Annotated in this window: 28 protein-coding genes; 22 read left to right on the top strand and 6 right to left on the bottom strand. The window is 45.1% G+C overall.

Features of this window, described 5'->3' with window-relative positions; translation table 11 throughout:
• The first annotated feature begins 52 nt into the window (after window positions 1-52).
• The 7 genes from EST42_RS05680 to EST42_RS05650 all read left to right on the top strand — a co-directional run bounded on the left by EST42_RS05680 (window position 53) and on the right by EST42_RS05650 (window position 8192).
• Entirely contained in the window at window positions 53-325 is a 273-nt protein-coding gene (locus tag EST42_RS05680; RefSeq protein WP_134644587.1) for a hypothetical protein, read from the top strand.
• 112 nt (window positions 326-437) lie between these two features.
• Window positions 438-1067 (top strand): hypothetical protein, encoded by a 630-nt coding sequence (locus tag EST42_RS05675; RefSeq protein WP_134644586.1) that lies wholly within the window; start codon window positions 438-440, stop codon window positions 1065-1067.
• A 114-nt stretch (window positions 1068-1181) separates the two neighbouring features.
• Complete coding sequence (rnz, locus tag EST42_RS05670; protein ID WP_134644585.1) at window positions 1182-2165, top strand: ribonuclease Z; 984 nt, start codon at window positions 1182-1184, stop codon at window positions 2163-2165.
• Window positions 2166-2181: 16 nt separating this feature from the next.
• A complete protein-coding gene (gene recJ, locus EST42_RS05665; RefSeq protein WP_134644584.1) occupies window positions 2182-4488 on the top strand; it encodes a single-stranded-DNA-specific exonuclease RecJ in 2307 nt (768 codons plus the stop codon).
• A gap of 4 nt (window positions 4489-4492) precedes the next feature.
• Window positions 4493-5008 carry an adenine phosphoribosyltransferase gene (locus tag EST42_RS05660; protein WP_134644583.1) on the top strand — a complete coding sequence of 172 codons (516 nt, stop codon included), beginning with the start codon at window positions 4493-4495 and terminating at the stop codon, window positions 5006-5008.
• 53 nt (window positions 5009-5061) lie between these two features.
• On the top strand, window positions 5062-6078 hold the full coding sequence (locus tag EST42_RS05655; protein ID WP_134644582.1) for a hypothetical protein: 1017 nt from the start codon (window positions 5062-5064) through the stop codon (window positions 6076-6078).
• Between the two features lie 164 nt (window positions 6079-6242).
• Window positions 6243-8192: an LTA synthase family protein gene (locus EST42_RS05650; protein ID WP_245150411.1), complete on the top strand. Its 1950-nt coding sequence runs from the start codon at window positions 6243-6245 to the stop codon at window positions 8190-8192.
• A gap of 52 nt (window positions 8193-8244) precedes the next feature.
• Here EST42_RS05650 and lexA read toward each other — a convergent pair whose 3' ends face one another.
• Entirely contained in the window at window positions 8245-8877 is a 633-nt protein-coding gene (gene lexA / locus EST42_RS05645) for a transcriptional repressor LexA (RefSeq protein WP_134644580.1), read from the bottom strand.
• A 116-nt stretch (window positions 8878-8993) separates the two neighbouring features.
• On the opposite strand from lexA, the gene EST42_RS05640 reads away from it, so the two are divergent.
• From EST42_RS05640 to EST42_RS11555, 7 genes are all read left to right on the top strand, one after another.
• Window positions 8994-9248 (top strand): DUF896 domain-containing protein, encoded by a 255-nt coding sequence (locus EST42_RS05640; protein WP_134644579.1) that lies wholly within the window; start codon window positions 8994-8996, stop codon window positions 9246-9248.
• 91 nt (window positions 9249-9339) lie between these two features.
• Window positions 9340-9567, top strand: coding sequence for a YneF family protein (locus EST42_RS05635; protein WP_010371877.1), 228 nt, complete (start codon window positions 9340-9342; stop codon window positions 9565-9567).
• A gap of 62 nt (window positions 9568-9629) precedes the next feature.
• Window positions 9630-10679 carry an acyltransferase family protein gene (locus tag EST42_RS05630; protein ID WP_167711115.1) on the top strand — a complete coding sequence of 350 codons (1050 nt, stop codon included), beginning with the start codon at window positions 9630-9632 and terminating at the stop codon, window positions 10677-10679.
• 131 nt (window positions 10680-10810) lie between these two features.
• Entirely contained in the window at window positions 10811-11788 is a 978-nt protein-coding gene (locus tag EST42_RS11400; protein ID WP_134644577.1) for an NlpC/P60 family protein, read from the top strand.
• A 165-nt stretch (window positions 11789-11953) separates the two neighbouring features.
• Window positions 11954-12241 carry a hypothetical protein gene (locus EST42_RS05615; protein ID WP_245150409.1) on the top strand — a complete coding sequence of 96 codons (288 nt, stop codon included), beginning with the start codon at window positions 11954-11956 and terminating at the stop codon, window positions 12239-12241.
• A 96-nt stretch (window positions 12242-12337) separates the two neighbouring features.
• On the top strand, window positions 12338-12691 hold the full coding sequence (locus EST42_RS05610) for a hypothetical protein (protein WP_134644574.1): 354 nt from the start codon (window positions 12338-12340) through the stop codon (window positions 12689-12691).
• Window positions 12692-12701: 10 nt separating this feature from the next.
• Window positions 12702-12806, top strand: coding sequence for an IS3 family transposase (locus tag EST42_RS11555; protein WP_167711111.1), 105 nt, complete (start codon window positions 12702-12704; stop codon window positions 12804-12806).
• A gap of 72 nt (window positions 12807-12878) precedes the next feature.
• Here the strand turns inward: EST42_RS11555 and EST42_RS05600 are convergent, their stop codons facing one another.
• Complete coding sequence (locus tag EST42_RS05600; protein WP_134644573.1) at window positions 12879-13736, bottom strand: aldo/keto reductase; 858 nt, start codon at window positions 13734-13736, stop codon at window positions 12879-12881.
• 210 nt (window positions 13737-13946) lie between these two features.
• Between EST42_RS05600 and EST42_RS05595 the strand changes: the two genes are divergently transcribed.
• From EST42_RS05595 to EST42_RS05570, 6 genes are all read left to right on the top strand, one after another.
• A complete protein-coding gene (locus EST42_RS05595; protein ID WP_134644572.1) occupies window positions 13947-14528 on the top strand; it encodes a TetR/AcrR family transcriptional regulator in 582 nt (193 codons plus the stop codon).
• Window positions 14529-14584: 56 nt separating this feature from the next.
• Window positions 14585-15244 (top strand): ABC transporter ATP-binding protein, encoded by a 660-nt coding sequence (locus EST42_RS05590; RefSeq protein ID WP_134644571.1) that lies wholly within the window; start codon window positions 14585-14587, stop codon window positions 15242-15244.
• The gene (locus EST42_RS05585; protein WP_134644570.1) at window positions 15228-16001 is read left to right on the top strand and encodes an ABC transporter permease; all 774 of its coding nucleotides are present in this window, start codon (window positions 15228-15230) and stop codon (window positions 15999-16001) included. Before EST42_RS05590 ends, EST42_RS05585 begins: the two co-directional genes overlap by 17 nt.
• A gap of 101 nt (window positions 16002-16102) precedes the next feature.
• Window positions 16103-16471, top strand: a complete 369-nt coding sequence (locus EST42_RS05580) for a GntR family transcriptional regulator (RefSeq protein WP_245150408.1) — start codon at window positions 16103-16105, stop codon at window positions 16469-16471.
• A gap of 5 nt (window positions 16472-16476) precedes the next feature.
• Window positions 16477-17187 (top strand): ATP-binding cassette domain-containing protein, encoded by a 711-nt coding sequence (locus EST42_RS05575; RefSeq protein WP_134644569.1) that lies wholly within the window; start codon window positions 16477-16479, stop codon window positions 17185-17187.
• Complete coding sequence (locus EST42_RS05570; protein WP_134644568.1) at window positions 17184-17942, top strand: hypothetical protein; 759 nt, start codon at window positions 17184-17186, stop codon at window positions 17940-17942. Before EST42_RS05575 ends, EST42_RS05570 begins: the two co-directional genes overlap by 4 nt.
• A 270-nt stretch (window positions 17943-18212) precedes the next feature.
• Here EST42_RS05570 and EST42_RS05565 read toward each other — a convergent pair whose 3' ends face one another.
• Window positions 18213-19334 (bottom strand): AI-2E family transporter, encoded by a 1122-nt coding sequence (locus tag EST42_RS05565; protein WP_134644567.1) that lies wholly within the window; start codon window positions 19332-19334, stop codon window positions 18213-18215.
• Between the two features lie 209 nt (window positions 19335-19543).
• On the opposite strand from EST42_RS05565, the gene EST42_RS05560 reads away from it, so the two are divergent.
• Together EST42_RS05560 and mprF are read left to right on the top strand one after the other, a co-directional pair.
• A complete protein-coding gene (locus EST42_RS05560) occupies window positions 19544-20260 on the top strand; it encodes an alpha/beta fold hydrolase (RefSeq protein WP_134644566.1) in 717 nt (238 codons plus the stop codon).
• Entirely contained in the window at window positions 20257-22767 is a 2511-nt protein-coding gene (gene mprF / locus EST42_RS05555) for a bifunctional lysylphosphatidylglycerol flippase/synthetase MprF (protein WP_134644565.1), read from the top strand. The genes EST42_RS05560 and mprF overlap by 4 nt, the downstream gene beginning before the upstream one ends.
• 51 nt (window positions 22768-22818) lie before the next feature.
• On the opposite strand, the gene EST42_RS05550 is transcribed toward mprF, so the two are convergent.
• From EST42_RS05550 to EST42_RS05540, 3 genes are all read right to left on the bottom strand, one after another.
• Window positions 22819-23712 carry a prenyltransferase gene (locus tag EST42_RS05550; protein ID WP_134644564.1) on the bottom strand — a complete coding sequence of 298 codons (894 nt, stop codon included), beginning with the start codon at window positions 23710-23712 and terminating at the stop codon, window positions 22819-22821.
• Window positions 23713-24328: 616 nt separating this feature from the next.
• Complete coding sequence (locus EST42_RS05545) at window positions 24329-24601, bottom strand: acylphosphatase (protein ID WP_134644624.1); 273 nt, start codon at window positions 24599-24601, stop codon at window positions 24329-24331.
• 80 nt (window positions 24602-24681) lie between these two features.
• A complete protein-coding gene (locus EST42_RS05540; protein WP_134644563.1) occupies window positions 24682-25479 on the bottom strand; it encodes a transporter substrate-binding domain-containing protein in 798 nt (265 codons plus the stop codon).
• Window positions 25480-25701: the final 222 nt, after the last annotated feature.

Genomic DNA, 25701 nt, shown 5'->3' with positions numbered 1-25701 from the left:
CTTTTTTATGTGGTAAGATTAACGGTAAGAAATTACCAATGGAGAGCAAGACATGCTATTAGCAGATTTTAAAGCAGCGACATCTGGTATGCCAACGAATCGTTTGTTGGCGGTGCGGCTAGATGACCAGGTGCAACCAGTGCGCTTACTTGGGCGTGATGGTGATTTGCTAGTCATGACAACGGACGTAGCCTATCAAGCAGAATTGGCGGAGGTGATTATGCAAACGCCCGATGCATTGCAGATAGTGGTGCGTGATGACGATTTCACACTGCATCCGGTGTATGGATACCGGATTGTTGACGACGCCCTAGTTCTTGGATAATGGAGAAATGAGAATGCAAAAACGCTTAGGGTGGTTGATCACCGCAATATTGTTACTGGTATTTGCGAGCGTAGTGATATTTTTTTACCATACTAGCAATGTGACAAAAACAGTGCATACGTTTGCTGAGCAAGCGGACACACATAGTAATCATGATTTACCCACTGAAAAAAAGAAATCGGTTGGTACCCCGACCGCAAGTGATTTGAAGTCGAAGGAGTTCGTTGCGAATGGTCGTTTGACGCAAGTGGGGCAGTATCGTCTAACGAGTAGCGGGGTTGCAGAAAAGTTGGTTGGGGATAACGTCGTGAATGAAACGTTGCAAAATCGCAACTTTACTTATCAAGTTACTCGAATTGCCCGTTACAAAAATACTGCGCGATCGACGAAAGCTTTGCAAAATGCGCGACGGGTTCTGAATACACCTAAATTAGCCAATGGGTATGAAACGTTGGTCATTGCCTATCGGATTACAAATGATAGTACGACGTTCGGTGTGACACCAGGTGTGACGACGATTGGCTTTAAGGGTAAGCCAACCATGTCTGAATTAAACGGTTTGGTCAATGACCCCAAGTTAGGCGTGGCTGGCATTCCCGCCGGGGGCTACACTGATGCAACCGTGACGGTTTTCATTCCGAAAGGGGCGACGAATGATATTGAGTTGCAATTTGCCACGGTCAAGGAACGCCATGGCAATATCTTGGTCGGCCCGTCTGCAAAGCTTCAGGTGAGCTTTTGATTTAATGCCCGGGTCTATAAATATGCGTCAAAAAATGATAGACTAATAGTTAGTTTAAACCGTCATTATGGCGGTTTTTTGTTTGAGAGATAGATAAAAGGAGTTCCTAATATCATGCAAATCGAGTTTCTAGGAACTGGTGCAGGTGTGCCAGCTCGTTTTCGCAATGTAACGAGTATCGCGCTTCGCTTGCTAGAAGAAATTAATTCCGTTTGGTTGTTTGATGCCGGTGAAGGCACGCAAATTCAAATGCTGCAATCAACGATTCGTCCACGTAAGGTGGATAAGATTTTTGTCACGCACTTGCACGGTGATCATATTTATGGGTTGCCAGGTTTGTTGTCTTCTCGCTCTTTTCAGGGAGGCGAAGAAGAACTGGTGATTTATGGTCCCCATGGGATTAAACAATTCGTGGAAACAAGTCTCCGCGTGGCACAAACGCATTTAACGTATCCATTGAAGTTTGTCGAATTGCCAAACGAAGGTGGTGAGGTGCTTCGAACTGACAAGTTTACGGTGACAGCTTTGCCGTTGGATCATAAAATTTTGTCATTTGGTTACCGTGTTGTCGAACATGACCACGCCGGTGAACTTTTGGTCGAACGTTTAAGGGCAATGCAAGTGCCGGAAGGTCCCCTATACGGGCAATTGAAGCGTGGTAACGATATTACATTGCCTGATGGCCGTGAAATTAAGAGTGCCGATGTAATTGGCCCTGCTAAAAAAGGCCGGACAGTTGTTGTTCTGGGTGACACGCGTAAGACCCTGAATGCCAGTGATCTTGCGACGAACGCGGATGTCCTGGTGCACGAGTCGACCTATGGCAAAGGTGAAGGTAAACAAGCACGTAATCACTACCACTCAACGAGTATTCAGGCGGCTGAAGTCGCTGCGAAAGCTGGGGTTGGTCGCTTATTGCTAACACACATTTCGGCGCGTTATGCCGGTAAGTCAGCGAATGAACTCGCTTATCAAGCGCGGACAATTTTTGAAAACACTCGCGTTGTGAATGATTTTGATGTATTTGAGGTGCCATTTGGTGAGCAAAGCAATAGCAAACCGATTAAATTGACGCCGATAGATGAAGACGAACAGTAAGTAAGGAGGCAAACAGATGATTTCACCACACTATCAATGGGATTTCCCTGCCGTTGCAAACGAGGCGGCAGCCAAAGAAATCGCTGAGACCTTTGGTGTTTCAGAATTGGTTGCCAAAATTTTAGTTAATCGTGGCTATGACACCGTTGAAACGGCTAATGCATTTTTGCGTCCGGGTGTTGAAGGCTTATATGACCCGTTCTTATTACATGATATGGATGTTGCGATTTCACGGATCATGGTCGCCATTGACAACGGCGAAAAGATTGTCGTGTACGGTGATTATGATGTGGATGGGATTACCAGTACAGCAATCATGACCTGGGCCCTGGAGTTGATGGGTGCCGACGTTAGTTATTATGTGCCTAACCGTTTTAAAGATGGGTACGGACCTAATTTAGCGCAGTACCAACGTTTAGCGGGTGAAGGCATGCAATTACTGATTACAGTCGATAATGGTGTGTCGGGACGAGATGAAGTTGCTTGGCTAATGAACAACGGGGTCGATGTCATTGTGACTGATCATCACGAGATGCCTACCGAGTTACCAGAGGCAGTTGCTGTGGTTCACCCACGTCACCCAGATGGGGCCTATCCATTTGGAGGCTTATCTGGAGCTGGCGTGGCCTTCAAAGTTGCCTCGGCCTTGCTGGAAGAACCAGCCGATGAAGTTATGGATTTGGCAGCTTTAGGGGCGATCGCTGATGTCATGGAACTGGTTGACGAAAACCGGGCGATTGTTGCGATGGGGTTGGCTAATCTTAAGGAAGATCCACGTCTTGGTTTAGCGGCTTTGTTGCAAACTGCCGGCACTAATAAATCCGATATTGATTCAATGACGATTGGCTTCACCATCGGACCACGTTTAAATGCGCTCGGACGTTTAGCTGATGCAACGGATGGTGTCCGGCTGTTGTTAGCCGATGATCCAGAAGAAGCAAGTGCGTTGGCTGGTCAAATTGAAACGTTGAATCGTGAACGGCAGGAACTGGTAGCAACAATTTCTGATGAAGCATTAGCGCAGGCACAAACTTTGACGGCTGACCCGGTGTTGGTTATCGCTGATCAAGGCTGGCATGAAGGTGTTCTTGGTATTGTCGCCAGTAAGGTAGTCGAAGCTACAGGCAAGCCAGCAATCGTGCTCAATGACGAAGATGGCCAGATGAAGGGTTCGGGCCGTTCTGTACCGGCATTTGATTTATTTGTCGGTCTTGATGGTCATCGAGACTTGTTAACCTCATTCGGTGGTCATGCCAGCGCTGCAGGAATGATAATTCCAACAGCCAATTTGCAAGCTGTTCGAGATGTGTTACGGACGGAAGCTGATGCGCAAGGGCTTACGGACGCTGGCCTACCAGAAATTCGCATTGCAGCCGAAGTGACGGCTAAAGACTTTAGTGCGCAGAATTATGAGCAGTTGCAAGTCTTAGCACCGTTTGGTGAAGGTAATCCAGAGCCACTGTTTGCTGTGACATTGAACGGCGTACAAAACGTTAAAACCATGAGTGAAGGCAAGCACCTCCGTTTCGCGGCAAGTACGCAAATGGGCTCGTTACCGGTGATTGCGTTTGGTCGTGGATCACTTGCTGAAGATTTAGCAGGGCGTTTTGAATCAATCAAAATTGTGGGGACAATGAGTGAGAATCGTTTCCGAGGTGATGTTACCTATCAAATGATGCTGACGGATATTGAAGCTGCGGGGTCATCGCTGCTGGATTGGCGAACAACCCGCTTAACTCGTCAAACATTAGCGGAGCCGGCAAGCTATATTTTCTTTAATAAAAAACACTATGACCAGTTAGGTCCGACGATTCAGGAACCCGGTGAAGCGATTTACTGGGAGGATGCTTTTAATCGAACGAGTATTGGGACAATGGCCTTTGTTGATATGCCAGATAAGTTAAGTCAGTTAGCAGATTTGCTAAAATTCGTGCCAGCTGGTCGATTGGCCCCAATATTCTACACGAAGTCACCAAAGTATTTACAAAAGATGCCATCGAAGGCGGATTTTGCAAAGGTTTACAAATTTGCCCGATCGTTTTCGGATGTGTCGTTACGAACGCAGTATGATGCAATCGTTTCGCACTTACAGATCGATAGAAATATGTTAACTTTAATATTGCAGGTGTTTTCAGACGCAAAATTTGTTACAATTAACGATGGTGTCTTAAACGCCATCCCTGCACCACAGCAAGTGGTCTTGGAAGAAATGCCGTCATATCAGCGTTTCGTGGCACAGCGAGAACTAGAACAACAGTTGATTTACAGTTCGACAAGTGAACTCGAAACATTGTTGACGAACTTAAGTAAGCAGGAGAGCTAAGCAGATGTTGGATTTGCATGATTATGTTGCCTCGATTCCGAACTTCCCAGAAGAAGGAATTACATTCCGTGACATCACGCCTTTGTTGGCGGATGGGGCGGCTTACGCAGAAGCAACGCATCAAATTACTGAATTCGCACAAGTGCGCGGGGTAAATGTTATCGTTGGCCCTGAGTCACGTGGATTCTTAGTCGGTGCACCGGTCGCCCACGAAATGGGTATCGGTTTGGTACCAGCACGCAAGCCAGGTAAGTTACCTCGCGAAACCGTTAAGGAAAGCTACAAGCTTGAATACGGTGAGGCAGCTTTGGAATTGCACAAGGATGCCATTAAGCCAGGTGATAAGGTACTTATCACGGATGATTTGTTGGCAACTGGTGGTACGATTGCCGCAACAATTAAGTTGGTGGAAGCTTTGGGCGGTAAAGTCGTTGGCTTGGCCTTCTTGATTGAACTTGATGCCCTTCACGGACGTGATCGTCTTGAAGGATATGACATCTTGGCATTGATGAATTACTAACATAACTGGAGAAGCCTTCTGTGCTTCTCCTTTGTTGTAGTTGGAGGAGTTTTATGACCAAAGAACAAAAACTAACGCGATTGATAACAGTGTTTGCAATCATTATGATTGTGGTTGCGCAGCTGATTGATCAAGCAACCGCAAGGCCACTTTATCAGTGGTTAACAATCGTGAATGTACCAGTTTTATTTATGGTGGCTGGCTACTGGGCGGCGGGGTTGCAGTGGCGAGAAGTATTACTTAAGGGCATTAAACATTATGTTGTGCCGTTTGCTGTTACAGCGGCCGTTATTATTCTTGGTAGTAAAGTCATTATTAAATTTAATTTGACTTATTGGATGCAGTATCGATTCGTTGCAATGCGCGATGGTGTAACAACATTTTTGTACGGTAATGGCTGGCCAACTGCGCATGTTGGGGATTGGCAAGTCCTTGGTACGGGAATGATTTGGATTGCCTTGGCTCTGTTTGTGGCCACAATCGTGTTTAAGGTAGTGCAATATCTACCGGGTCGCGTGGCGTACCAATGGGTGGTGACAATTTTACTAGCCTGGCTAGGATATTACTTGAGTTCTCAGTTTCAGATGCCTTGGTCGACTGAAGGGGCATTAGTGATGCAACCATTAATGATGCTTGGCAAGCAACTTCGAGTTGCAGGTGACTGGCAGGTTGGGCACGCCACAGCGGCTGCGGGTTTCTTGGTTTGGACGGGTGTGTCAACCTCAGGACCATTTGATGTTACTATGGCGGCCGCACCACACTGGGTGTTTACATCGCTTGGGGCAGTTTTGGGCAGTTTAACAATTGTGTATCTTGCGCAACGGTTGATTCAATGGACACCGGTATTTGCGACATGGTTTGCGAAATTAGGTGATGCAGTCATCTTAAAAATTAGTATTTTGACGATCTTAATGAGCCTGTTCAAAATGGGTGGGTACATTAGTTTGATTACTACTGACCACACCCTAAATGTTTTGATAAACATTGTCGTGACATTAATCGTGATGGGATTACTAACGTGGGGCGCCCGACGAATTAATTGGGCCCGACAAATCTATTTTGAAGACTAATTCTAAAGCAGACTGTATGGCCTGCTTTTTGTTTTACGTGTTAACCATTTGTTAAAAAACCGTCGTTTTAATACGGTATACTTATTCATTAGTGATAGAGAGAAATAGTGATCGTGAGATAGTATATGACGAATAAAAGAAGGGGTTGGACTCCGTTGAAACAGATGATCCAGCCAATAGCGATAAATAATTTTATGCGCCTAATTTTGATTGGCCTGGTGCTAAGCATCTTAACGACATTTATGTTGCAATTTGCGATGTACTTCCAGGAATGGGGACGTTACAATCAAACAACTGACCTCGGTACGGCGCTCGGTTATACATGGAATTTTATGTGGAAACCGCAAGCTTGGTTTTCTGTATTTGAAACTTTCTTACTTTATATTTTCATTATGGCGTTGTTAAATCGTTTGTTTCTTAGCATTGCTTTGTATGGCGTCATTGGCATTGTCGCTTTTGTAGCTGAATTTATGAAAGTTAAGGCCCGTAACGAACCAATTATGTTCAGTGATATGTCTGAGGCGGGAGCGGCCGGTGGTTTATCGGGGATGGTTGATCGTGGTTTATTGATTGGTGCCATTATTGCCGTACTGATTTTACTAGTTGTCACCATTTGGCTTGAGTTTTTGTTACGTCGACGGCGAGCTGGTCACTTTGCGCAATTCGTGATGGTAACCCTGTTTCAACAAACGTGGTCACGAATCATTGTTGTGTTAGTAGCCGGTGGTGTGCTTGCCATTCCATTTGTCTCTACTGCAGATGAAAATCAAGAATGGTTACAGCGGTTTAATTATGAACGAGTTGTCTATAGTTCAGGGGATGACGCGCTATGGAATGGACCGCTAATGACTTTTGTTTCGAATGTCTCGACGGTTATCATGCGTGAACCAGCCGGTTATTCAAAGGCCAAGATGGCAGAAATTCAAAAGAAGTACGCTGCTTATGCCACCGAATTGAATAAAAACCGTCAAGCTAATTTAGCCGGTCAAACGGTCATTTATGTGTTAAGTGAATCATTGGCAAATCCCAACGATGTACCGTCGTTGACGTATAGTGGCAAAAATGTGTCGAAGAATATGGACAAGGTGAAGGCAACGGCAACGTTCTCTGGTAAAATGTTGTCTTCGGGCTACGGTGGTGGTACTGCGAACATTGAGTATATGACATTGACAGGAATGCCGTTAGCAACGTATGCCCCCGAGATGTCTGTACCTTATGTGCAGGTTGTACCATTCGCTAAGGCGGTGCCAAACGTTACTAACGTTTTCCAGCAAAAAGATGTCTTACACCCCTTTATTGGTAGTTTGTATAATCGAACGAATGCGTATAAAAAAATGGGTATCGACGGTTTTTACACGACGGATAACATGCAAACGCCGTATCCTGAAAAATATCAAGCTGCTGCAAAGGATGGGGATTATCCAACCGATGCGAATGCCTACCGTTTTTTGACCTCTAAAATTGACAACGCGAAGTCAAACCAGTCCCAGTTCTTGCAACTCATGACGATGCAAAATCACATGCCTTATACAGCAGGTGAGCATCCTGATAATCACTATAAGGTAAAAACCCCAGCGGTCTCAAAAAGCACGAAAAAGCAAATTGAAAGCTATTTAGAAGGGGTTCATCGTAGTGATATGGCCTTAGGCAAATTAATTAAGCGGTTAGATGCGTCTGAACGACCAATTACGATGGTCCTTTATGGTGATCACTGGCCAGGTGTCTTCACATTCGTGGATGCGCAAGCGGCTGCCAAGGTAGCTCACGAGACGGATTACTTCGTCTATCAGAATCCGGCGGCTAAAAAATTGGCAGGCAAGACACCGGCGGCTACACGAGCAGTCGCGTCGCCGAGCGATTTTCCAGCTTTGACGTTCGAGGCAATGAACACCAAGGTGTCACCATATTTTGCTTTGCAAACGGCAATCACTAAGCAGATGCCAGCTTTTGCCAATTACACACGTAATACGTTTGTAAATGAACAAGGCAAGACGGTTAAGGAAAAACAACTTACAACGAAGCAACAAGCGTTGTTAACTGATTTGAAATATGTGCAATATGACCTCAGTGCTGGTAAGAACTATCTTGGTAAACAGTTCTTGGCAGTGAAGTAAAAAACGTTCGACCGCAATTTGCGCGTCGAACGTTTTTATTTTTAGTAGCGTATTAATAAATGGCATCCCGGTACAAGCCGACGACTTTGCCAAGGATGGTTAGTTTGCGGACGATAATGGGCGTCATATTATCATTCTCCGGTTGGAGTCGATAGGCATCGGCCTCGCGAAAAAGTCGTTTAATATGAGTTTGCCCAGTTTCATCACGGGCTACCACAATATCACCGTTGTCGGCATCGTTTTGCCGGCGGACAATGACAAAGTCGCCGTCGAGCATGCCGATGTTTAACATGGCATTGCCACGAAGGCGCAGCATGAACAAATCACCGTCAAAGCGGACGAGGTTTTCGGGCACGGGGAAGTAATCAACGATATAATCGCTATCTTCGTTGCTGGCCGGAATGGCCTCATGTTCATCTAAGACGGGCATCATGTTTTGGTTACGGGTGGTGATACCGAGGGCTTCAATACCAGCGGGGGTGACTTCTAGTGCACGTGGCTTATCTGGATCCTTGTGCAATAAGCCTTTTTTCTGTAATCGGTTCAAATGTCCATGGACTGTTGATGAAGATGATAAGCCAACGCCGTCACCGATTTCGCGGACAGTAGGTGGATAACCTTTTTCAAGTTGCTTTTCGTAGACAAACCGCAAAATTGCGAGTTGCTTGCTCTCAGGTTGTGTCATGTTATCCTCCTCGTAAAATATCTGCTTCTATTCTACAGTAATTCGGCGAGTTGTGAATGTTAGACATTGTTTCATGGTAGAATAGAGTAACGATAAAAAATTAGGTGGTGACTGATATGGCAGAAACAGATCGCATGTTGGCCGTGCGCACACGTATTAATGAATTAGCATCCAAGGCAAAGACGCCCGAAGGTTTGACGGACGACGAAATTGCCGAACGTGCGGATTTACGGGCTGAATTCCTTGAAAACTTCCGTGCTACGTTCCGTTCACAAGTTGAAATGCTCCAAGTGTTTGATGATGACGGTAATGAAGTGACGCCAGATAAGGTGAAGGATATCCAACGCGAAAAAGGCTTGCGTGACAACTAATGAAGTTTTCGCGAAGAAATGCGGGATGACCTAGTCAAAACGGCGAATGTTCGCTACAATAATATATGAATTATAATGATGGAGTAATGCGATGAATACTAGTATCTGGATTTTGATTGTCATCCTTGCTGCTGTGTTGGGTGCAGTTGCTGGATTTTTCTTGGCACGTCGCTCAATGCAAACGTACTTGAAGAACAACCCACCTATCTCAGAAGAGATGATGAAGTCAATGATGACATCAATGGGACAAAAGCCTTCACAAAAGCGTTTGAACCAAATGATGGCACAAATGAAGGCCCAATCTTCTGCAAAGAAGTAAGGCTTGTTAAAAAGGACTGAACAAAATGGTTCGGTCCTTTTTTGTAATTGATGGGGAAAATAATGAGATATAAATGGATCGACATTGCACGTGGTTTAGCAATGTTAATGGTGATTATTGGCCATGTGTCCGGTTCGGAACCGGCGTTTCAAGCGGGACAGAATTTTTTGTTTTTAGGTAGTTTACCGATTTTCTTTTTCTTTAGCGGTCTGTTGTATCGGCCTAAGCCACTCAGCGAACGCATCAAGACTAATTTTAATACCTTGATTCTGTTGTATATTGTGTTCGCGTTGCTGATTTTAGCTTATGAATGGCCAGCGGTAAAATTTGGCCATGCAAGTTGGTCATTAACGGGTACGTTACTTGGCGCCGTATGGGCGGGTGGTAATAATAGTACAATGCCAGCGGGGATGATGTCACTTGGGGCTGTGTGGTTCTTTGTAGCACTCGGCCTAGCGACGATTATTTTTAGTTGTGCTCAGGCGCTCGTTGCCAAACTACCAGACCGCTGGCGAATAGGCACATTGGTTGCCATTGGCTTGGGATTATTTGGTCTGGGACTGTTAGCACCAGCGGTTGCACCGTGGTCTTTGAATGCGGTGCTCTTGAGTCAATTGTTCTTACTCGGGGGCTATCTGGCGCAACGTTGGATGAAGCAACCATGGCCTTTTTACGGCATGGTCACGATGTTTGTTGCTGGTTTGGCGGTGTGGTACTGGGCATCTCAGGGAGGAACATTCTATCTCGTATCGGGGACGTTTACGGGGCCAATTTGGCAGATGCTGTTAGGGGCGTTTGGTAGCATTTTTGCATTGGCTGGTGTGTCACAGTTGATTGAACACAGACTTTGGCAAACGGGTGACGGGATCGCCTGGGTTGGACAAAATTCGGCGGTGGTTTTGTTTCTTCATGCTTTTGTCATTTTGATTCTTGGTAAAATTGTTTACGGTCCAACTGTTGGACTCTGGGTGCAGTGGTACGGCCGGCCAATCGCCTGGGTATTAATGGTGCTGATGAACACTGCACCTATTATTGTGATGGCTTATGTGGCCCTTGGGTTACCGATTGTTCGAAAAATATTCATAGACCGACGCTGGCCAATGCGTTTTTGAATAAATTATGAAAACGATGTGCATTATTTCACGTTGTAATAGAATAATAAAATATTAAGAAGCCCGTTGTAATAGAGATGTCATATTGGGTTGTTACTCTAAAAACAACAAAGACAGGAGTAATGTTAAATATGACATTGTTTAAAGGGAAAAAGGCATTGGCGTTTATCGCGTCAGTTATTGCCGGTTTCACGTTTGCGATGGGGATGGAAGCTGGTCACTCAGCTTCAGCAGCTGGCCAAACGGGTTACGTTAGTACAAATGAAGGATGGCGTTGGCTTGAAAATGGTCAAAAGTACACGGGATTCCGTTTCTACATGGGTACGTATTACTGGTTCATCGATGGGGTGCGTCAGGATTCTGGTTGGCGTGAAGCTTGGGGAATGAAATACTACACGGACAATGAGGGACGTGCGGTCCAAGGTAATTACGTCATTGATGGTACGGCTTATAATTTCGGTGATAATGGGACGTTCTTCCTGCGTGGCAAGACATCAGGATATACGGATGCAGGTCAAGGCTGGAAGTGGTATGAAAACGGTCAGCAATTTACAGGATTCCGTTTCTACATGGGCACATACTACTGGTTTGAAAATGGGGTGCGCGAACAAAACAAGTGGAAGACTGCTTGGGGGATGAAGTACTATGTCGATAACGTTGGTCGCGCAGTAGAAGGCACACGTGTCATTGATGGGAAGACGTATTACTTTGGTAATGATGGGACATTCTTCCTGCGTGATAGTGATGCTGGAACACGAATGATTGAAGAAGCAAACCACTGGTTGGGAATTCCTTACATGTGGGGTGGTGCAACGCAATACGGCGTTGATTGCTCAGGATTCATTCGATTGGTACGTCAACACGCGCACTTGACTGATTTGGGCCGCACAACTTACGAACAGGCCGCATACTTGCGTGCCCACGGTTCACAACCGAAGCCGTTGTCACAAGCACAATCTGGTGACTTGCTGTTCTGGGGGTCAGTTGGTGGCGAATACCACGTTGGTATGTACATTGGTAATGGTAAGATGATCGATGCGCCACAGCCAGGTATGACAACTGGGGTTCACGATATTTGGGATGCGCCTTTGGCATACCACACAATTTAATAACTGCAGATAAACACAACTCTTTTGCTGAGTTGTGTTTTTGTTTCGAGCAGGACTTTTGATTTTGGGTTTGTGAGCGACTACACTTATTGGCATAAGCTAAGGAAGTATTAAGCTTTAAGCGGGGTTGAACATGCGCAAAAAGATGTATAAAGCAGGTAAGGTTTGGGTAGCTGCAACTCCCTTGTTGGTGTTATGGCTGCTGGGGCCGTTGTGTCGGCCGATGACAATGGGGATGAACTAAGTGTGGTTGTTGATGAACCAGTCCCGCAACCTGACTCGGCCGTTGTATTGCAAAACGAGGTTACGACTAGTGCAACTTTGGTACCAGAATCGGCTGGCATGCCAGTCACGTCAGTATCATCAGTCGATAACACAAGTGTGGCAACGCTGAATCAGAGGACTCAAGTGGCAGTTTATCTCAGGCGACTGACAGTTCAACTGAATCATTAGGTAGTGTTATTTCGGCCACGGCGGCAGAAGTTTCGTCAGTCACCCCACAACAATCCGCGGTAGAAACAAAAAAATGTACCAAGCAGTGTGCCCTCAGTGGCGTATTCATCTACAACGGTTAGCCGGCGTGGATTAACTCGGGAAGTGACGCTTTCTGCACAAGCTACGCATCAGTCTGAAGCCGTCGTGAAACAACAAGTGCCAAAATCAACGGCGCAGGTCGAAGCTGCTAAGGCGGCGCCACAAGCCACTAAGCATGCGCCCGTATCAACCACTCAGGTAACCGTTGCGAAGCGTGCAGCTACGACAATAGCCAAACCGGTTACTAAGAAGTGGTCAAACCCAAGCTATTTACCGGTTATAAAAAAGACGTTTTCTACCAAAATGGTAAACGAGCAACTGGTTACAGAAGTGATGGTAAACATCGTTATCTATTCCGCAATGGAGTGAAGCAAAAGAGTTGATTGATGCAATTAATAATTGGACACTGTATTACAACAACACACGAATTCAGGTAAAATTAAACGGCCACTCACCGGTAGAATACCGACAAATGGCCGCTTAATCAGCTAAAATATTTTACTTTAACTTTTTGGGTACATCGCATCGTTCAGCTAGGGTGTTTTTGTCTAGTAAATTAGAAGTTTGTCTTGTCAGCGTCGTTGTGTGCACCAGCTACGCCTTCAAGCTTGTCCAAGGCAGCCATATCATCAGCCGTCAACTCAAAGTCAAAGAGTTGACCATTTTCGATAATGCGCTCCTTGTGCGTTGACTTTGGCAATGGCAAGAAGCCGTGTTGCAATGACCAACGCAATGCGATTTGCGCAACTGACTTGTTGTACTTGTTAGCAATTTCTTGAATTGCGGCAACTGTCAACATCTTACCCGTTCCCAATGGTGAGTAAGCTTCCGTCAAAACATTGTGGTCGTTGTTGAAAGTCACGATGTCGTCTTCCATGTCAGAAGGGTTAACAAACAATTGGTTAACCATAGGTGTTACCTTAGCCGTCTTCAACAACTCTTCGAAGTGGTGAACTTGGAAGTTTGAAATTCCGATGGCACGAACCTTACCAGATTCATATGCCTCTTCCATAGCACGCCATGATTCAGCATTTGCTTCAGCCCAGTTGTCACGGTTAGCCTTTGGGTTTGGCCAGTGGATCAAGTAAAGGTCCAAGTAGTCCAAATCCAAACGCTTCAACGTGTCATCCAAGGCTTGCTTAGCAGATTCGTAACCGTGCATGTCGTTCCACAACTTTGACGTTACGAAGATTTCTTCGCGGGCGATGCCTGAATCCTTCAAGGCGCGACCGATTGATTCTTCGTTACCGTAAGCAGCAGCCGTATCGATGTGACGGTAGCCAGCAGCTAAAGCATCAATCGTGCTTTGGTAAGCCACGTCACCATCAGGTGTTTGCCAAGTTCCAAATCCTACGACAGGAATCTTAACACCGTTTGAAAGCGTGTATGTGTCAGTCAATGATGAAATTGCCATTTTGTTCACACTCCTATTAAATTAGTGTTGTTTAAATAATAAACAACCATGCGACTCTCTCTGTTACTTGCTAAAAATAAGCAAATAACTACTTACCCACTATACCAAAAATATTAATAAGTTGAAAATATTAGGAACTCTTTTAAGGCTCGATTATAATGTAGAAAGTAAGGCAGTTAATTGTTGCCAAAACAAAGGAGGAGGAGCGCCATGGCAAAGGTTACAACAGAATCTATCTTTGACGCTGCACGACAAGTTTTAGCTGAAAAAGGCTTTGAAAAATCACGATTGGCGGATGTGGCACGCCGACTGGATATTACACCAGCGGCGTTGTACAAACATTTTGCCAATAAGCAAGCGTTGTTTGAGTCAATGAATACCGATTGGCTCGAACAAGTGGATGGACCGGTGTGGGCAGCTAATGTCCGAGCGCCTGAAGAGGAACGAGAAACCGCGTTACATGATTGGCTGTGGCTATTGGCCTCACGTCGGCGGGAAGGGTTTGGCCGCGAACCGGAAATGATGGCGTTCTATGAGGAACAACTTGCCGATCGCAGTGTTTTGATTGACCCACGGCTGCAGGACTTTGCGGCTGCGGTTGAAAATATCATGGCATGGGATACATTTCGTCATCAACGTGGTATGACCATCATGCAAACCTTCACGTATTTTTACCACCCATTTTTTGCGGATAAATGGGACGATAATTTGTTTAAAGCGTTATTCGAAACGACTTGGTTAGAGATGTTGCCAGTCGTGACGCAGGATATTTCGGCAACCACAGAAGAATAATTGTGTAAAATAGTATACAGGATGGTGTGTATCATTTTTTATTTGGGGAGGTTTTTATGACAAAGCTAGTGGTTGATCAGGCGGGCTATCAGGTTGAAGGTCGTCAAATTTGGCATAATATTAGTTTTGAGTTGCATGATGGTGATTGGGTAACCGTGGTTGGTCCGTCGGGTGGCGGGAAAAGTACCCTACTAAAAGCCATTGCTGGATTGCAGGATATTACAGAGGGGCATATTTTTTTGAATGATGAAGACGTCATGCGCTTGCCGATTGGCGATTACCGTCAACAAGTGTCGTATGCCACACAATCTGCCCAATTATTTGGTGAAACAGTGCGTGATAATCTAGATTTACCATATCTGGTGCGCCAACAAACACCAAATGATCAGCAACAACTTGCGGGGTTGGAACAGATGGATTTGCCGGCGGATTATTTAGATAAAGCTGTGACAGAGTTGTCGGGTGGCGAGCGGCAGCGCGTCGGGGTGTTGCGCAATCTACTATTTCCACCCAAGGTTTTGCTACTTGATGAAATATCAACTGGCTTAGATGCAGAGACCAAGCAGATTATTTGGCGTGCGATTCGTGCGTTGCATGCGCGCGAACGGTTAATTGTGTTATCAGTGACGCACGATGAAGGTGAAATTGCCGATGCCCAAGATATCTTAACGATTCAAAACGGAGAGGGGGCACGACGTCATGAACAGTCAAATTAATGTTAGTAACTGGTCGTTAGCATTAGCGTTTATCCTAGTTGTCATTTCCTTGGTCATTAGCTACCGCCAAAAGTTGCGGTTAGAGAAAGAGACAATTATTTCAGTTGCCCGCGCGATTGTGCAATTAATTATTGTTGGATACCTATTGAAGTTTATTTTCAATGTGGATAATTGGTTGCTAACATTGACTATGCAACTATTCATTATTTATAATGCCGCTCGCAACGGAAAGAAGCGGAGTCAGGGTATTCCGAGTGCGTTTGTGATTTCATGGTGGGGCTTATTACTATCAACAACCATCACGATGAGCATTTTGGTCTTAACCGGTGTGCTGAAGTTTGAACCATACCAAATGATTCCAGTGACTGGTATGGTCGCAGGAAACTCGATGACGGCGGTGGGACTTGTTTATCGCAGTCTGAATCAACAATTCCGTGACCAACAAGGTCAAGTGTTTGAACGGTTGGCTTTGGGCGCATCGCCAAAATTAGCAGCCGGTGAGATTGTCCGCGAAGCAATCCGAACAGGGATGCAACCAACAATTGATTCAGTACGGACATATGGCTTGGTCTCATTGCCGGGGATGATGTCCGGTTTGATTATGGCGGGTGTTGATCCAATTCATGCGATTAAATATCAAATCATGGTGGTGTTCATGTTGTTGTCAGCGACTGGTATTTCATCAGTTTTTGCTAGTTTTATGGCTTACCGCAAGTTCTTTAATGAGCGTTGGCAGTTACAGTTACCTAAAAAATAAGTATTAAATAAACGACAGTCAGGCGATTTTAGCCTGGCTTTTTTTAGTGGCGCTTGCAACTTTGTGTAGTAGTGTTATACTACACTATATCAGGAGGGCGAATGATGGAATTCAATGATAGTGAACCATTATATATTCAAGTCGCCGATTTCCTAGAGCGGGAAATCTTAGATGGTAAGTATCCAATGAATACAAAGATTCCTGGCGTTCGTGAACTAGTGGCTACATTAGTGATTAACGGCCGTACTGTGCAAAATGCGGTGAACCGTTTGGTGGAGAGTGGTTTAGTTGAAACACGGCGTGGCCTGGGAAACTTTGTAACATCGAATGAAAAGACGTTTGAAATGATTCGAACGAAAAAAATTAGAGTGATGGCGGAAACGTTTATTAAAAATAGTTTGACCTTTGTTTCGGAAGATGAGTTACGGCACATTATTGCGGAAACTTTAGCGTCAGTACAGAAGGAGTAAGAGGCATGTTTAAAGTAGCGGGTCTAAATTATGCGCGTGGTCGACGCTCAGTGTTGCAAGATATCAACTTTGAGAGTAACGCACCAGAAATCATTGGGGTACTGGGTGAAAATGGCGTCGGGAAAACAACATTGATGCGCTTGATTGCGGGGACTGTGTTGCCGAAGAAGGGGGCCAATATCTCGTTGGATGGTCTAACGGGCGATGCACTTAAATCCGCCGTGGCTTTTATCCCAAATCTTAATTGGGTTCGCAAGCGCGATACGATTGCGGATGTATTGGCTTTTTATCGTGCGGGATTTCCGGATTTTAACCAGGAACGCTGGACTGAAGTAAATAAAACGCTTCGGCTCAACGAGCAAGATCAAGTATCTGCCTTATCAAAGGGAATGCTAGAACGGTTGATTTTTGCATTGACGGTATCCCGTGATGCTAAGGTGTTCATGCTGGATGAACCATTTAGTGGCGTTGATGTCCTGACACGGCGTAAGTTGCTACAAACGCTGATTCAATGGGTGCCGGAGGATGCGACGATTTTGATGTCGACACATGAAATTGCGGAAATTGAACCGGTTATTGATCGTGTTCTCATTCTAAAAGATGCACATATCATTGTTGATCAGACGATCGACGACATTCGTGATAATGAGCATATGACGTTGGAACAATATTATGTGCAACGATATGTAGAAGACAATGGAGGGATTGAGTTATGACATCAACAAAACAATTAGTGAAACTAATGATTGCAGATAGTTATCGGCCGTTGTGGCAGGTTTTGAAAATTTATGCCGGCATTATGGTGTTGGTAGCTGTGGCAATTATTCACGCACAGTGGGGCCAATCCGTTGGTCACATAGTTTGGATGATCGTGACACAAAATCTGATAATGCTGGGATTCTTCTATTTTGTCTATGGGTTGCTGGCGCTAAAGCAGGCCGTTTTATCTTGGCAAGACGCCCATTTTGTCCTGCTGCCAGTCTCGAAACGCCGTTTTTTTACGACAAATTTGCTGGTTCGTTTTTTGGTGCCGATGGTGAACGCTATTCTTTATTTTGCAATGTTACTTGTGTACATGGCGATTGTTAAACCGTCCGTAAATGCGAAATTTGTCGGATTTAATCCGCAAAATGTATCGGAAGTGATGCCGATTATTGGAAAATTCGTTCTTAGCACAGTGTTTGTCATGATTGGCTTGTTTCTATTGGTTAATATTATTGGCCTGGCCGCCAATCTGGGGATGAGCCGGTTCCTATCAGTATCATCACACTGGGCCAATGTGGCAATTACAGCGATGGTTTTGTTTATTGGCTTAGCTGTATTTTCTTTTGTGATGTCAGCGTCCGTCGGTTTCTTGTCACCAATACTAGGCGATGCGGAATGGCTAGATACATCTGTTGCCATTGTGCTTTATATGCTGATGATTGGCGGTATTTACGGCTTGTTTGTCAAGTTTAACGACGCAAAATAGTTTGCCACATTTGTTTGCGCAGCAACACGACACGTTAACAACAAAAAGAGAGTGATACGAAAGGCGCTTTGGACCCGATGATAACGTTGTTTGACCCGCTTATGCCTTGAAGCATAGCGTAGAGGTATGAGCGGGTCAAGTGGCGTTATATTAAGGGTTCAGCCTTTCGGAATACGTTTAAAAGCCGCCAATCCTCCGATTTTAAATCGGGAGATTGGCGGCTTTTGAGGCTGAGACAGAGACTTCTGTCCCAGCCTCTTTTTGTACACTTTAATTTTCTTCAGTAACCGTTGGCTTTTCAATTTGCCAAAGTTGCCAAGCATAAACAACAATCGTCCGCACAACAGCGTAAAATGGCACTGCCAAAATCATCCCCGGAATCCCCGCAATATTTCCGGCCGCCAACAACAACACAATAATTGTTAGTGGGTGAATATTCAACGAAGCCCCCATAATCCGTGGGTAAATCAAATTACTATCAACTTGTTGCACGATCAAGACCACAACAATCACCCACACTGCCTGCATTGGACTTTGCGTAAAAGACACGAATAATGCGGGTACTAAACCGATGTACGGCCCAACGTACGGAATCATGTTGGTCAAACCAGCAAAAACACCTAGTAGCAAGGCGTAATTTTGTCCAATGATGAAATAACCAATCGTCGTGAAGACACCGACGAAAATCATTTCAATCGCCTGACCACTGATGTATTGCGCAATCGTGCCATTCAAACGGCCTAAAATTTCGGCAACCCGGCCACGGGAGCGGTCTGGGAAAATTTTCTGCAGAAATGGCACTAACTTTTGACCATCATTCAACATATAAATCGTCATAACTGGTACAGTAATCGCAGTGATTGTGACACTCGTGACCGTCCCGATCAACGTGCTCAAACTATTTGCAGTCCCTGAGATGAACGTTTCGCCGAAATTCTCAATTTGGGTTTGAATTTTAGCAAAATCCACTTTGACGCCAATTTCTTTAACCCAACTCACTTGGCTCATATGTTTGACCCATTGTTGCATCGTTTCGACCAAGGCTGGTGCATTTTTCACTAGCTTACCGACTTGTTCAGCCAAGGCTGGCACCAACGACAGCACTGCGGCCCCGATTAAGGCCAGCAATAAAATCATCACAATGGCAATGGCAACCGGTCGGTTAACATGGTGGCGCTTACCCACTGGTATTTTTTGCAACGCTTCAACGACTGGGTTTAATAAGTAATATAAAAATCCCGATACAATCAAAGGCACAAACACCGCCCCAATGAATTTTCCAATCGGTTCTAGAATAAAACTAAGCTGCGTTATGACTAAAATCAACAACGCAACCGCGAGTAATTCAACGGTCCAAAAAAGAATTTTAGACTGTTTCATTTGTTGTAACATACCGCTACCTCGTATTTCTATTTGCCTTTCATTATATCAGAACATGTGACAAACGCCCATTTACGGGCGTAGTGAAAAGTTTCACTATCCAATTAAGTTTAACCTAGCGTATTTGTGCACGTGACAGTTGTCATGCGAACAAGCTTTCCACAAGTTATCCACAGGCAAACTGTGTACAATATAAGTATTAATATCTCGAGGCATGCATTATGGCATTTTTTAACTTTAACGGTAGTCAACTCAGCTACCAAACATTCGGCAATCCAAGTAATCCTGCCCTCTTGCTGCTACATGGCAATAACGGATCGCAGCATGATTTCAAGCGCCATGTCACTTATTTGGTACCGGATTTTTACGTGATTACGCAAGACGCCCGGGGCCACGGACAATCAACATCAAACACTGATCATCTGACGTATAGCCTCTTATCCCAAGATGTCGAAGCCCTGCGCCAAGAACTTCATATCACGCATTGGCACATCGTCGGCTATAGCGATGGCGCTAACCTAGCGTTGCGCTACACTTTAGATTTTCCCGGTCACACTGATACCATGGTCTTAAACGCCCCTAATTTGTCGTTATCGGGCGTCAAAGCGCCAATCATGGCGCTTGCAACCGGTATTGATTGGTTGCTTCGTCGCACGCGCTATCTGAGTAAATTTCTCCACGCTCGTTGGTTGCAGACGCAATTAATGTTCGAATCGCCCCACATTAGCAAGGCTGATTTGCGACTAGTGCCCAACCGGACATTAGTTTTAGTCGGTCAGTTCGACTTCATTAAGCGACAACACTCTGAAAACATCGCAAATTCACTTCCAAATGGTCAGCTGATGGTGGTAAAATTCCGTAGTCATTTATTCATTCAGGTTTCCCCACACGCATTCACAAAAATCGTGCGTCAGTTTATTAAGGAGTTTTTCATATGAATCAGAAATGGCATAACATTCGGCGGATTATGATTATCGCCGTCGCGTTTGTCGCGCTATTTGAATTAGGCGCTGTCATCAAACGCATGCCGTTAAAACTATTGTTAGCAATTTTCGCTGAAATCCCGATTGGCCTATTACTTGGGATTTTCGTTATCGGTATCCTAACTGCCAGCGTCGGGGTTAGTTACAATTGGGCCTATAAACGTTTGTTAACCCCTACAGATCCCAAACAATATTGGCTATCGAGTTGGCTGATTAATGCGCTCGATAACACCTTTGGGGTGGCAGATTTCGTCGTGATGTGGTTCCAAAATCAGCTCTTCGATGATAACCGTACTGAACGTAGTGCAACGTTACATCGCAGTTGGTGGTTATCGACCAGCGGTTTGGCCGTTGTCAGCTTACTAAGCCTTATCGCAACTGGCATCTACTGGTCACACACTGCCGTTATCAATTACGCACCTTGGCTGGTTGTTGCCGTCACATTACCTTTCATTGGGTTAATCGTCAGTCACTTCCGTCATCGTGACAGCTTGCCATTCAGTGCTAGCGATTACGCACGACTCTTTGCCGCGTCGTTAGCTACCTGGGTGGCTAACACAGCCGGCTTTCTATTAATCGGCGCCTTATTCCAAATGCCAATCGCTATCTGGTCAGTCATGCCATTATTCATCGCTGCCCGGACCTTTGGTATTGTGACACTCGTTCCTGGCGGTTGGGGAACATTTGATATTTTCGCCTTTATCGGCCTGCAAACACTTGGGATGGACCCAGCTGTTATTTTCTTATGGATTCTGTTCTATCGTGTTGCCTACACAATTGTGCCATTTATCATCGCGGTTATTATCGCCGCAACACGCGCACTCCGCGAAACCAACCGTAAATTCCGTGGCATCCCAAGCGTCATTGTACGATCGATGTTACAAAAAGCCGTGACCGTCTTACTCTACTTTTCGGGCATCACATTGATTATCGCCGGGGCCTTGCCAGGAACACTACAATCGTTCCATCTATTGCGCCACCTAAACCCCTGGACCTCTGGCTTTTTGCTGCAAGTACCAAATATTTTCATCGGGTTCATGCTGATTATTGCCGGTCGTGGGATTGCCAATAAGGTTAAGCGCGCTTACTGGCCGACCTTAACTTTGTTGGCAATTAGCTTTGGCTATGTTGCTATTTCTCACGAACACGTACAGCCCCTCGTCTTACTTGGTGCATTGTTCATTGGGACGTTATTCATCAAGCCAACGTTAACCCGGGTGCAATTCATTTACAGCTGGGAAAATCGACTGGTTGATGGTGTCATCTACGGCGGGTTGTTTATCGCTTACCTCACCATTGGGGTCGCTAATCTACCTGCCGTCTCACACCGTTTCCACGTGCGAACATCTGGGTTCTTCTTAGTCCCATCGTTGCGCTGGTGGTTAATTGGATTCATCGCAATTGCGATTGTGAGCCTTGGTGTGCTTGGTTTTATCGCTTACATGCAAGGCCGCACGCAATTACTCGGTGAAGCCCTTGATGAGGAACGCGTCAATCAGGTATTGGCACGTGGTGATAATCACTACACCAACCTGATTTTCCTTGGCGATAAGCGCTTATTCTACTACCGGCCCGACCAAAGCGAGGCCGATACGGTGGCTATCCAATTCCGTTTGGTTAACAACAAGGCCGCCGTCATGAGCGATCCGTTTGGTGATAGTACTGACTTCCAGGCCGCCTTGGCCGCCTTTATTAGCGAGGCCGACCGCTTAGGCTACACGCCAATTTTCTATGAGGTTTCCGAAAAGATTGCCATGATGGTGCACGAATTCGGCTATAACTTTATGAAACTTGGAGAAGAAGCGTGGGTTGATACACCATCATTCAAGACAGCTGGTAAGAAATTCGCGAACATCCGCAGTGAAATCAATCAAGCAACTGCCGCTGGCTTCACCTATGAAGTCTTGCAGCCACCATTCTCAGATGCCTTGTTGCAAGAATTGCGCCAAATTTCTGACGAATGGTTACACGGTCGTGAAGAAAAAGGTTACTCACTTGGATTCTTCAACGACCACTACTTGCAACGTGGCGGTATCGGCGTCTTAAAAGCACCGGATGGCCACATCGTTGCCTTCGCAACCCTGGTTACGTCCGCAACTGAAAATCAAATGACTGTCGATTTGATGCGTTTCACGAGCGAATCACCCAACGGCACGATGGATGTACTTTTTGTAAAGACGTTCGAGTATGCACGTGACGCTGGTTACAACACGTTTAATTTGGGGATGTCCCCTCTATCAAACGTGGGGCTTCACGAACAAAGTTTCATCCGTGAACGCGTTGCTAATTTGATTTATCAATTTGGTTCAAAAATTTATTCATTCGAAGGTCTTCGTCACTACAAGCACAAATTTGCGAGTGAGTGGCAACCTTACTACATCGGTTATTCAAACCATTCAAACATCGCCTTTGTTATGATTGCGTTGTTGTCGATTGATAACCCTGGTGTTGATTTAGATTAAAAAATGCGTCCTCCTACAGCTAGGGGACGCATTTTTCGTCTATATCAATTGTTAAATAAATAATCCAATCACCAACCCAATAGCCAATGTTATTGAGATGACAACAGCGTTCTTAATGGCTTGTGGGAAATTAGGCTTAATTGGTTTTGCTTGAAAAGCCTGGGTGTTTTTGCGCACGATTGGGAATGACACCAACGCCAACAAAGCTGGCCATGGCAAAATCCTCAATACAACTGACAAAATCAACATGAGATATCCCGCTAAATAAATCCAGCCAAACAACTTAACCGCACGGTCTTTACCCAAATGCCAAACCAATGTGTGGCGATTTTCAGCGAGGTCTTCTTCGTAGTCGCCGATGTTGTTTGCCAACATAATGTCACCAATTGCGAACCATGAAATTGCTGACGCTACGATGGCGTGTAACAGCAATTCACCGTTAAAGACTGGCGCTACATTGACGTATGTTGCACTCAAGAAAATCAAGTACCCCATCGTCAAACCAGAGGCCAATTCACCGAATGGCGTTCGTGATAATGGTAGTGGCGTACCAGCATACCAGTACGCAACCGTAAAACCAATCAGTCCCATAATCAACAATGGTATACCTGTCTGCGTAACCAACCAAAGGCCACCGACTACTACAATTAACACAAGAGCGATTAACGTCGTCCAACCTTCGCGGGGAGTAATCCCACCCGATCCAACGATATTATTTACACCGTTCTTCCACTCGTCACTGGTTGCTGATTTAAAGTCCTGCAGATTATTCCAAACATTCACCCCCATCTGCAATGCAAAGGCGACAATCATAAAGACACTTGCTGGCACTGCATTCATGTGGTGATACGTACTTGCCGCGTACAGATTACCCAAGATTAAGGGTAAAACGCTAGCGACTAATGATTGAATTTCAACGAACTTCAACCACGTTTTCAAAGTCATGCTCAAAACCTCCAAAAAGTTTTTCCGATAGTTCAGCTTACCCGAAGAACGGCATTGTCGCAAGAATTATACCGCTAAATAATAAGTAGGGTAGGAGTGTGTTGGGGCACATCGCAAAAATTGTATATAGCAATAAGTTGCTATATAGGCAAAACAGGCACACTTTACCCGTGTTACATGTTACAGATCGATAAACGAGGCATTCACCGAAATTTGTAAAAAATTTTCATGTTTTCAACTTCCGGTAACCCTAGACTGACCGCCCGCACAGTTTGTATACTTATACATTTTATACCTATTGCCAATTAGCTATTTATGCATTGCGGACTAAACACGCGAAAATCGCGTGGCCAACTTTAGTCCAACACCCTTACTGTTTGTTAATTGCTACATCCCAACTGACGATTCTTTGCCTACAATTTTTCTAAACATCTGCTCAACAAATCAACACTAAAACCCACCCCAATCAATCGGCAAGTTGCGCAAATGATTGGGGTGGGTTGATAGCACCTATTTGGCAACGCCAGGTAACATCCGCGTAGACACCCCAACGTCTAGTCCTCAATTTCTCAGCCATCCCCATTACACCAACAGATCAGCAAAATGGTATACCTGATTAAATAGCTTTAAATACACGACGCGACTTATCAACTGGAATAATTTCTGACTCAACCGAATCGACGCGCCCATATGGGGATGGTGACACTTTAACCCCGTTAACAAAATCTGTCATCACCGTGTCATCGGCCTGCGCTTCAATTCGCACTGAGCCATCTGACGCATTCCAGACGACCCCTGTCACACCCAATTTATCCGCCAATTGCTTCGTAAAGTAGCGAAAGCCAACCCCTTGAACGCGGCCTCGCACAATCACTTTTTTCGCTATCATCATCCCTTACCTCACCTGAAAAACGATACAAAAAATCCCACGGGATACATGTATCTTGTGGGATTAATTATAACCTTTAATTACTTCTTAGTCGTTAAATCTGTATCGAAATACCTCTCAGACAACTTCTTCATCGTACCGTCCTTCAATAAAGTCTTTTCCGCCTTGGTGATGGCCTTGGCCAACTTCTTGTCCTTCTTGTTCAACATTGGTGCAGCCGTCGTCTCGCCCAAAGCCTTGGTTACCTTAGCCTGCAAATCCGTCTTTGGGTGGGCCTTCTTGTAAACCCCCCATGAATCTTGTGAGTTCAACGTCACATCAGCCTTACCTGAATCAACCAAGTCCAAAGCTTCCGCAAAACCAGGGGCTGAAATAATCTTTGCCCCTTTCTTTTGGGCTGTTTGACCAAAGTCTGATGATGCCGTTTGTGCAGCCTTCTTACCCTTCAAATCTGAAGCATTCTTGATGTCCGACCCCTTCTTTGTGATCATGACAGAATCTGTGTACAAGTATGCTTGCGCAAAAGTGTACGCCTTCTTACGTTCCGGGTTAATTGACATGTTATTAAAGACCACATCATACTTCTTGGCATTCAAACCAGCTACCAATGAATCAAATTTCGTTTGCACGAAGACTGGTTTAAGCTTCATTTCCTTAGCCACAGCCTTAACCAACTCCACTTCAAACCCAGTTAACTTACCAGACTTATTACGGTACGAGAAAGGTGCGTACGTACCTTCCAAACCAACCGTCAACTTACCCTTCGTGTGCACGCTGCCCTTGTACGCAGCTGCAGACGTTGTCATAGTTGGTACGGCAACACCACCGATAACACCAGATGCGACAAGCGCGACGGCTGTTTTCATCATCCTATTCATATCTATAATCTCCTAATGCTATCCCGCTGTCCCAATTAACAGCGTCGATCCCAAACTTATTGTTACGACTGAAATGCTGACTGCGACATTTAGTCGCATCCACCAAAATCGTCTTGCATAACACACCTGTGATACTCGCATCATTTTCTTCTCTTTCTACTAGCTAGAACAGAATGATACGCGTATTCCAATTTTCATACAAACAAAAAAGGTTTGTTTCGG

This window comes from Weissella cibaria (assembly GCF_004521965.1).
Classification (GTDB): Bacteria; Bacillota; Bacilli; order Lactobacillales; family Lactobacillaceae; genus Weissella; species Weissella cibaria_A.
The sequence above is the reverse complement of the archived record's forward strand: the minus strand, read 5'-3'. Positions and strand labels throughout refer to the sequence as shown.

Excerpts from the sequence above, each read along its gene's own strand:
- EST42_RS05680 (WP_134644587.1), top strand. The coding sequence starts at position 53 with ATGCTATTAGCAGATTTTAAAGCAGCGACATCTGGTATGCCAACGAAT.
- rnz (WP_134644585.1), top strand. The coding sequence starts at position 1,182 with ATGCAAATCGAGTTTCTAGGAACTGGTGCAGGTGTGCCAGCTCGTTTT.
- recJ (WP_134644584.1), top strand. The coding sequence starts at position 2,182 with ATGATTTCACCACACTATCAATGGGATTTCCCTGCCGTTGCAAACGAG.
- EST42_RS05660 (WP_134644583.1), top strand. The coding sequence starts at position 4,493 with ATGTTGGATTTGCATGATTATGTTGCCTCGATTCCGAACTTCCCAGAA.
- EST42_RS05655 (WP_134644582.1), top strand. The coding sequence starts at position 5,062 with ATGACCAAAGAACAAAAACTAACGCGATTGATAACAGTGTTTGCAATC.
- EST42_RS05650 (WP_245150411.1), top strand. The coding sequence starts at position 6,243 with ATGATCCAGCCAATAGCGATAAATAATTTTATGCGCCTAATTTTGATT.
- lexA (WP_134644580.1), bottom strand. The coding sequence starts at position 8,877 with ATGACACAACCTGAGAGCAAGCAACTCGCAATTTTGCGGTTTGTCTAC.
- EST42_RS05640 (WP_134644579.1), top strand. The coding sequence starts at position 8,994 with ATGGCAGAAACAGATCGCATGTTGGCCGTGCGCACACGTATTAATGAA.
- EST42_RS05635 (WP_010371877.1), top strand. The coding sequence starts at position 9,340 with ATGAATACTAGTATCTGGATTTTGATTGTCATCCTTGCTGCTGTGTTG.
- EST42_RS05630 (WP_167711115.1), top strand. The coding sequence starts at position 9,630 with ATGAGATATAAATGGATCGACATTGCACGTGGTTTAGCAATGTTAATG.
- EST42_RS11400 (WP_134644577.1), top strand. The coding sequence starts at position 10,811 with ATGACATTGTTTAAAGGGAAAAAGGCATTGGCGTTTATCGCGTCAGTT.
- EST42_RS05600 (WP_134644573.1), bottom strand. The coding sequence starts at position 13,736 with ATGGCAATTTCATCATTGACTGACACATACACGCTTTCAAACGGTGTT.
- EST42_RS05595 (WP_134644572.1), top strand. The coding sequence starts at position 13,947 with ATGGCAAAGGTTACAACAGAATCTATCTTTGACGCTGCACGACAAGTT.
- EST42_RS05590 (WP_134644571.1), top strand. The coding sequence starts at position 14,585 with ATGACAAAGCTAGTGGTTGATCAGGCGGGCTATCAGGTTGAAGGTCGT.
- EST42_RS05585 (WP_134644570.1), top strand. The coding sequence starts at position 15,228 with ATGAACAGTCAAATTAATGTTAGTAACTGGTCGTTAGCATTAGCGTTT.
- EST42_RS05580 (WP_245150408.1), top strand. The coding sequence starts at position 16,103 with ATGATGGAATTCAATGATAGTGAACCATTATATATTCAAGTCGCCGAT.
- EST42_RS05575 (WP_134644569.1), top strand. The coding sequence starts at position 16,477 with ATGTTTAAAGTAGCGGGTCTAAATTATGCGCGTGGTCGACGCTCAGTG.
- EST42_RS05570 (WP_134644568.1), top strand. The coding sequence starts at position 17,184 with ATGACATCAACAAAACAATTAGTGAAACTAATGATTGCAGATAGTTAT.
- EST42_RS05565 (WP_134644567.1), bottom strand. The coding sequence starts at position 19,334 with ATGTTACAACAAATGAAACAGTCTAAAATTCTTTTTTGGACCGTTGAA.
- EST42_RS05560 (WP_134644566.1), top strand. The coding sequence starts at position 19,544 with ATGGCATTTTTTAACTTTAACGGTAGTCAACTCAGCTACCAAACATTC.
- mprF (WP_134644565.1), top strand. The coding sequence starts at position 20,257 with ATGAATCAGAAATGGCATAACATTCGGCGGATTATGATTATCGCCGTC.
- EST42_RS05550 (WP_134644564.1), bottom strand. The coding sequence starts at position 23,712 with ATGACTTTGAAAACGTGGTTGAAGTTCGTTGAAATTCAATCATTAGTC.
- EST42_RS05545 (WP_134644624.1), bottom strand. The coding sequence starts at position 24,601 with ATGATAGCGAAAAAAGTGATTGTGCGAGGCCGCGTTCAAGGGGTTGGC.
- EST42_RS05540 (WP_134644563.1), bottom strand. The coding sequence starts at position 25,479 with ATGAATAGGATGATGAAAACAGCCGTCGCGCTTGTCGCATCTGGTGTT.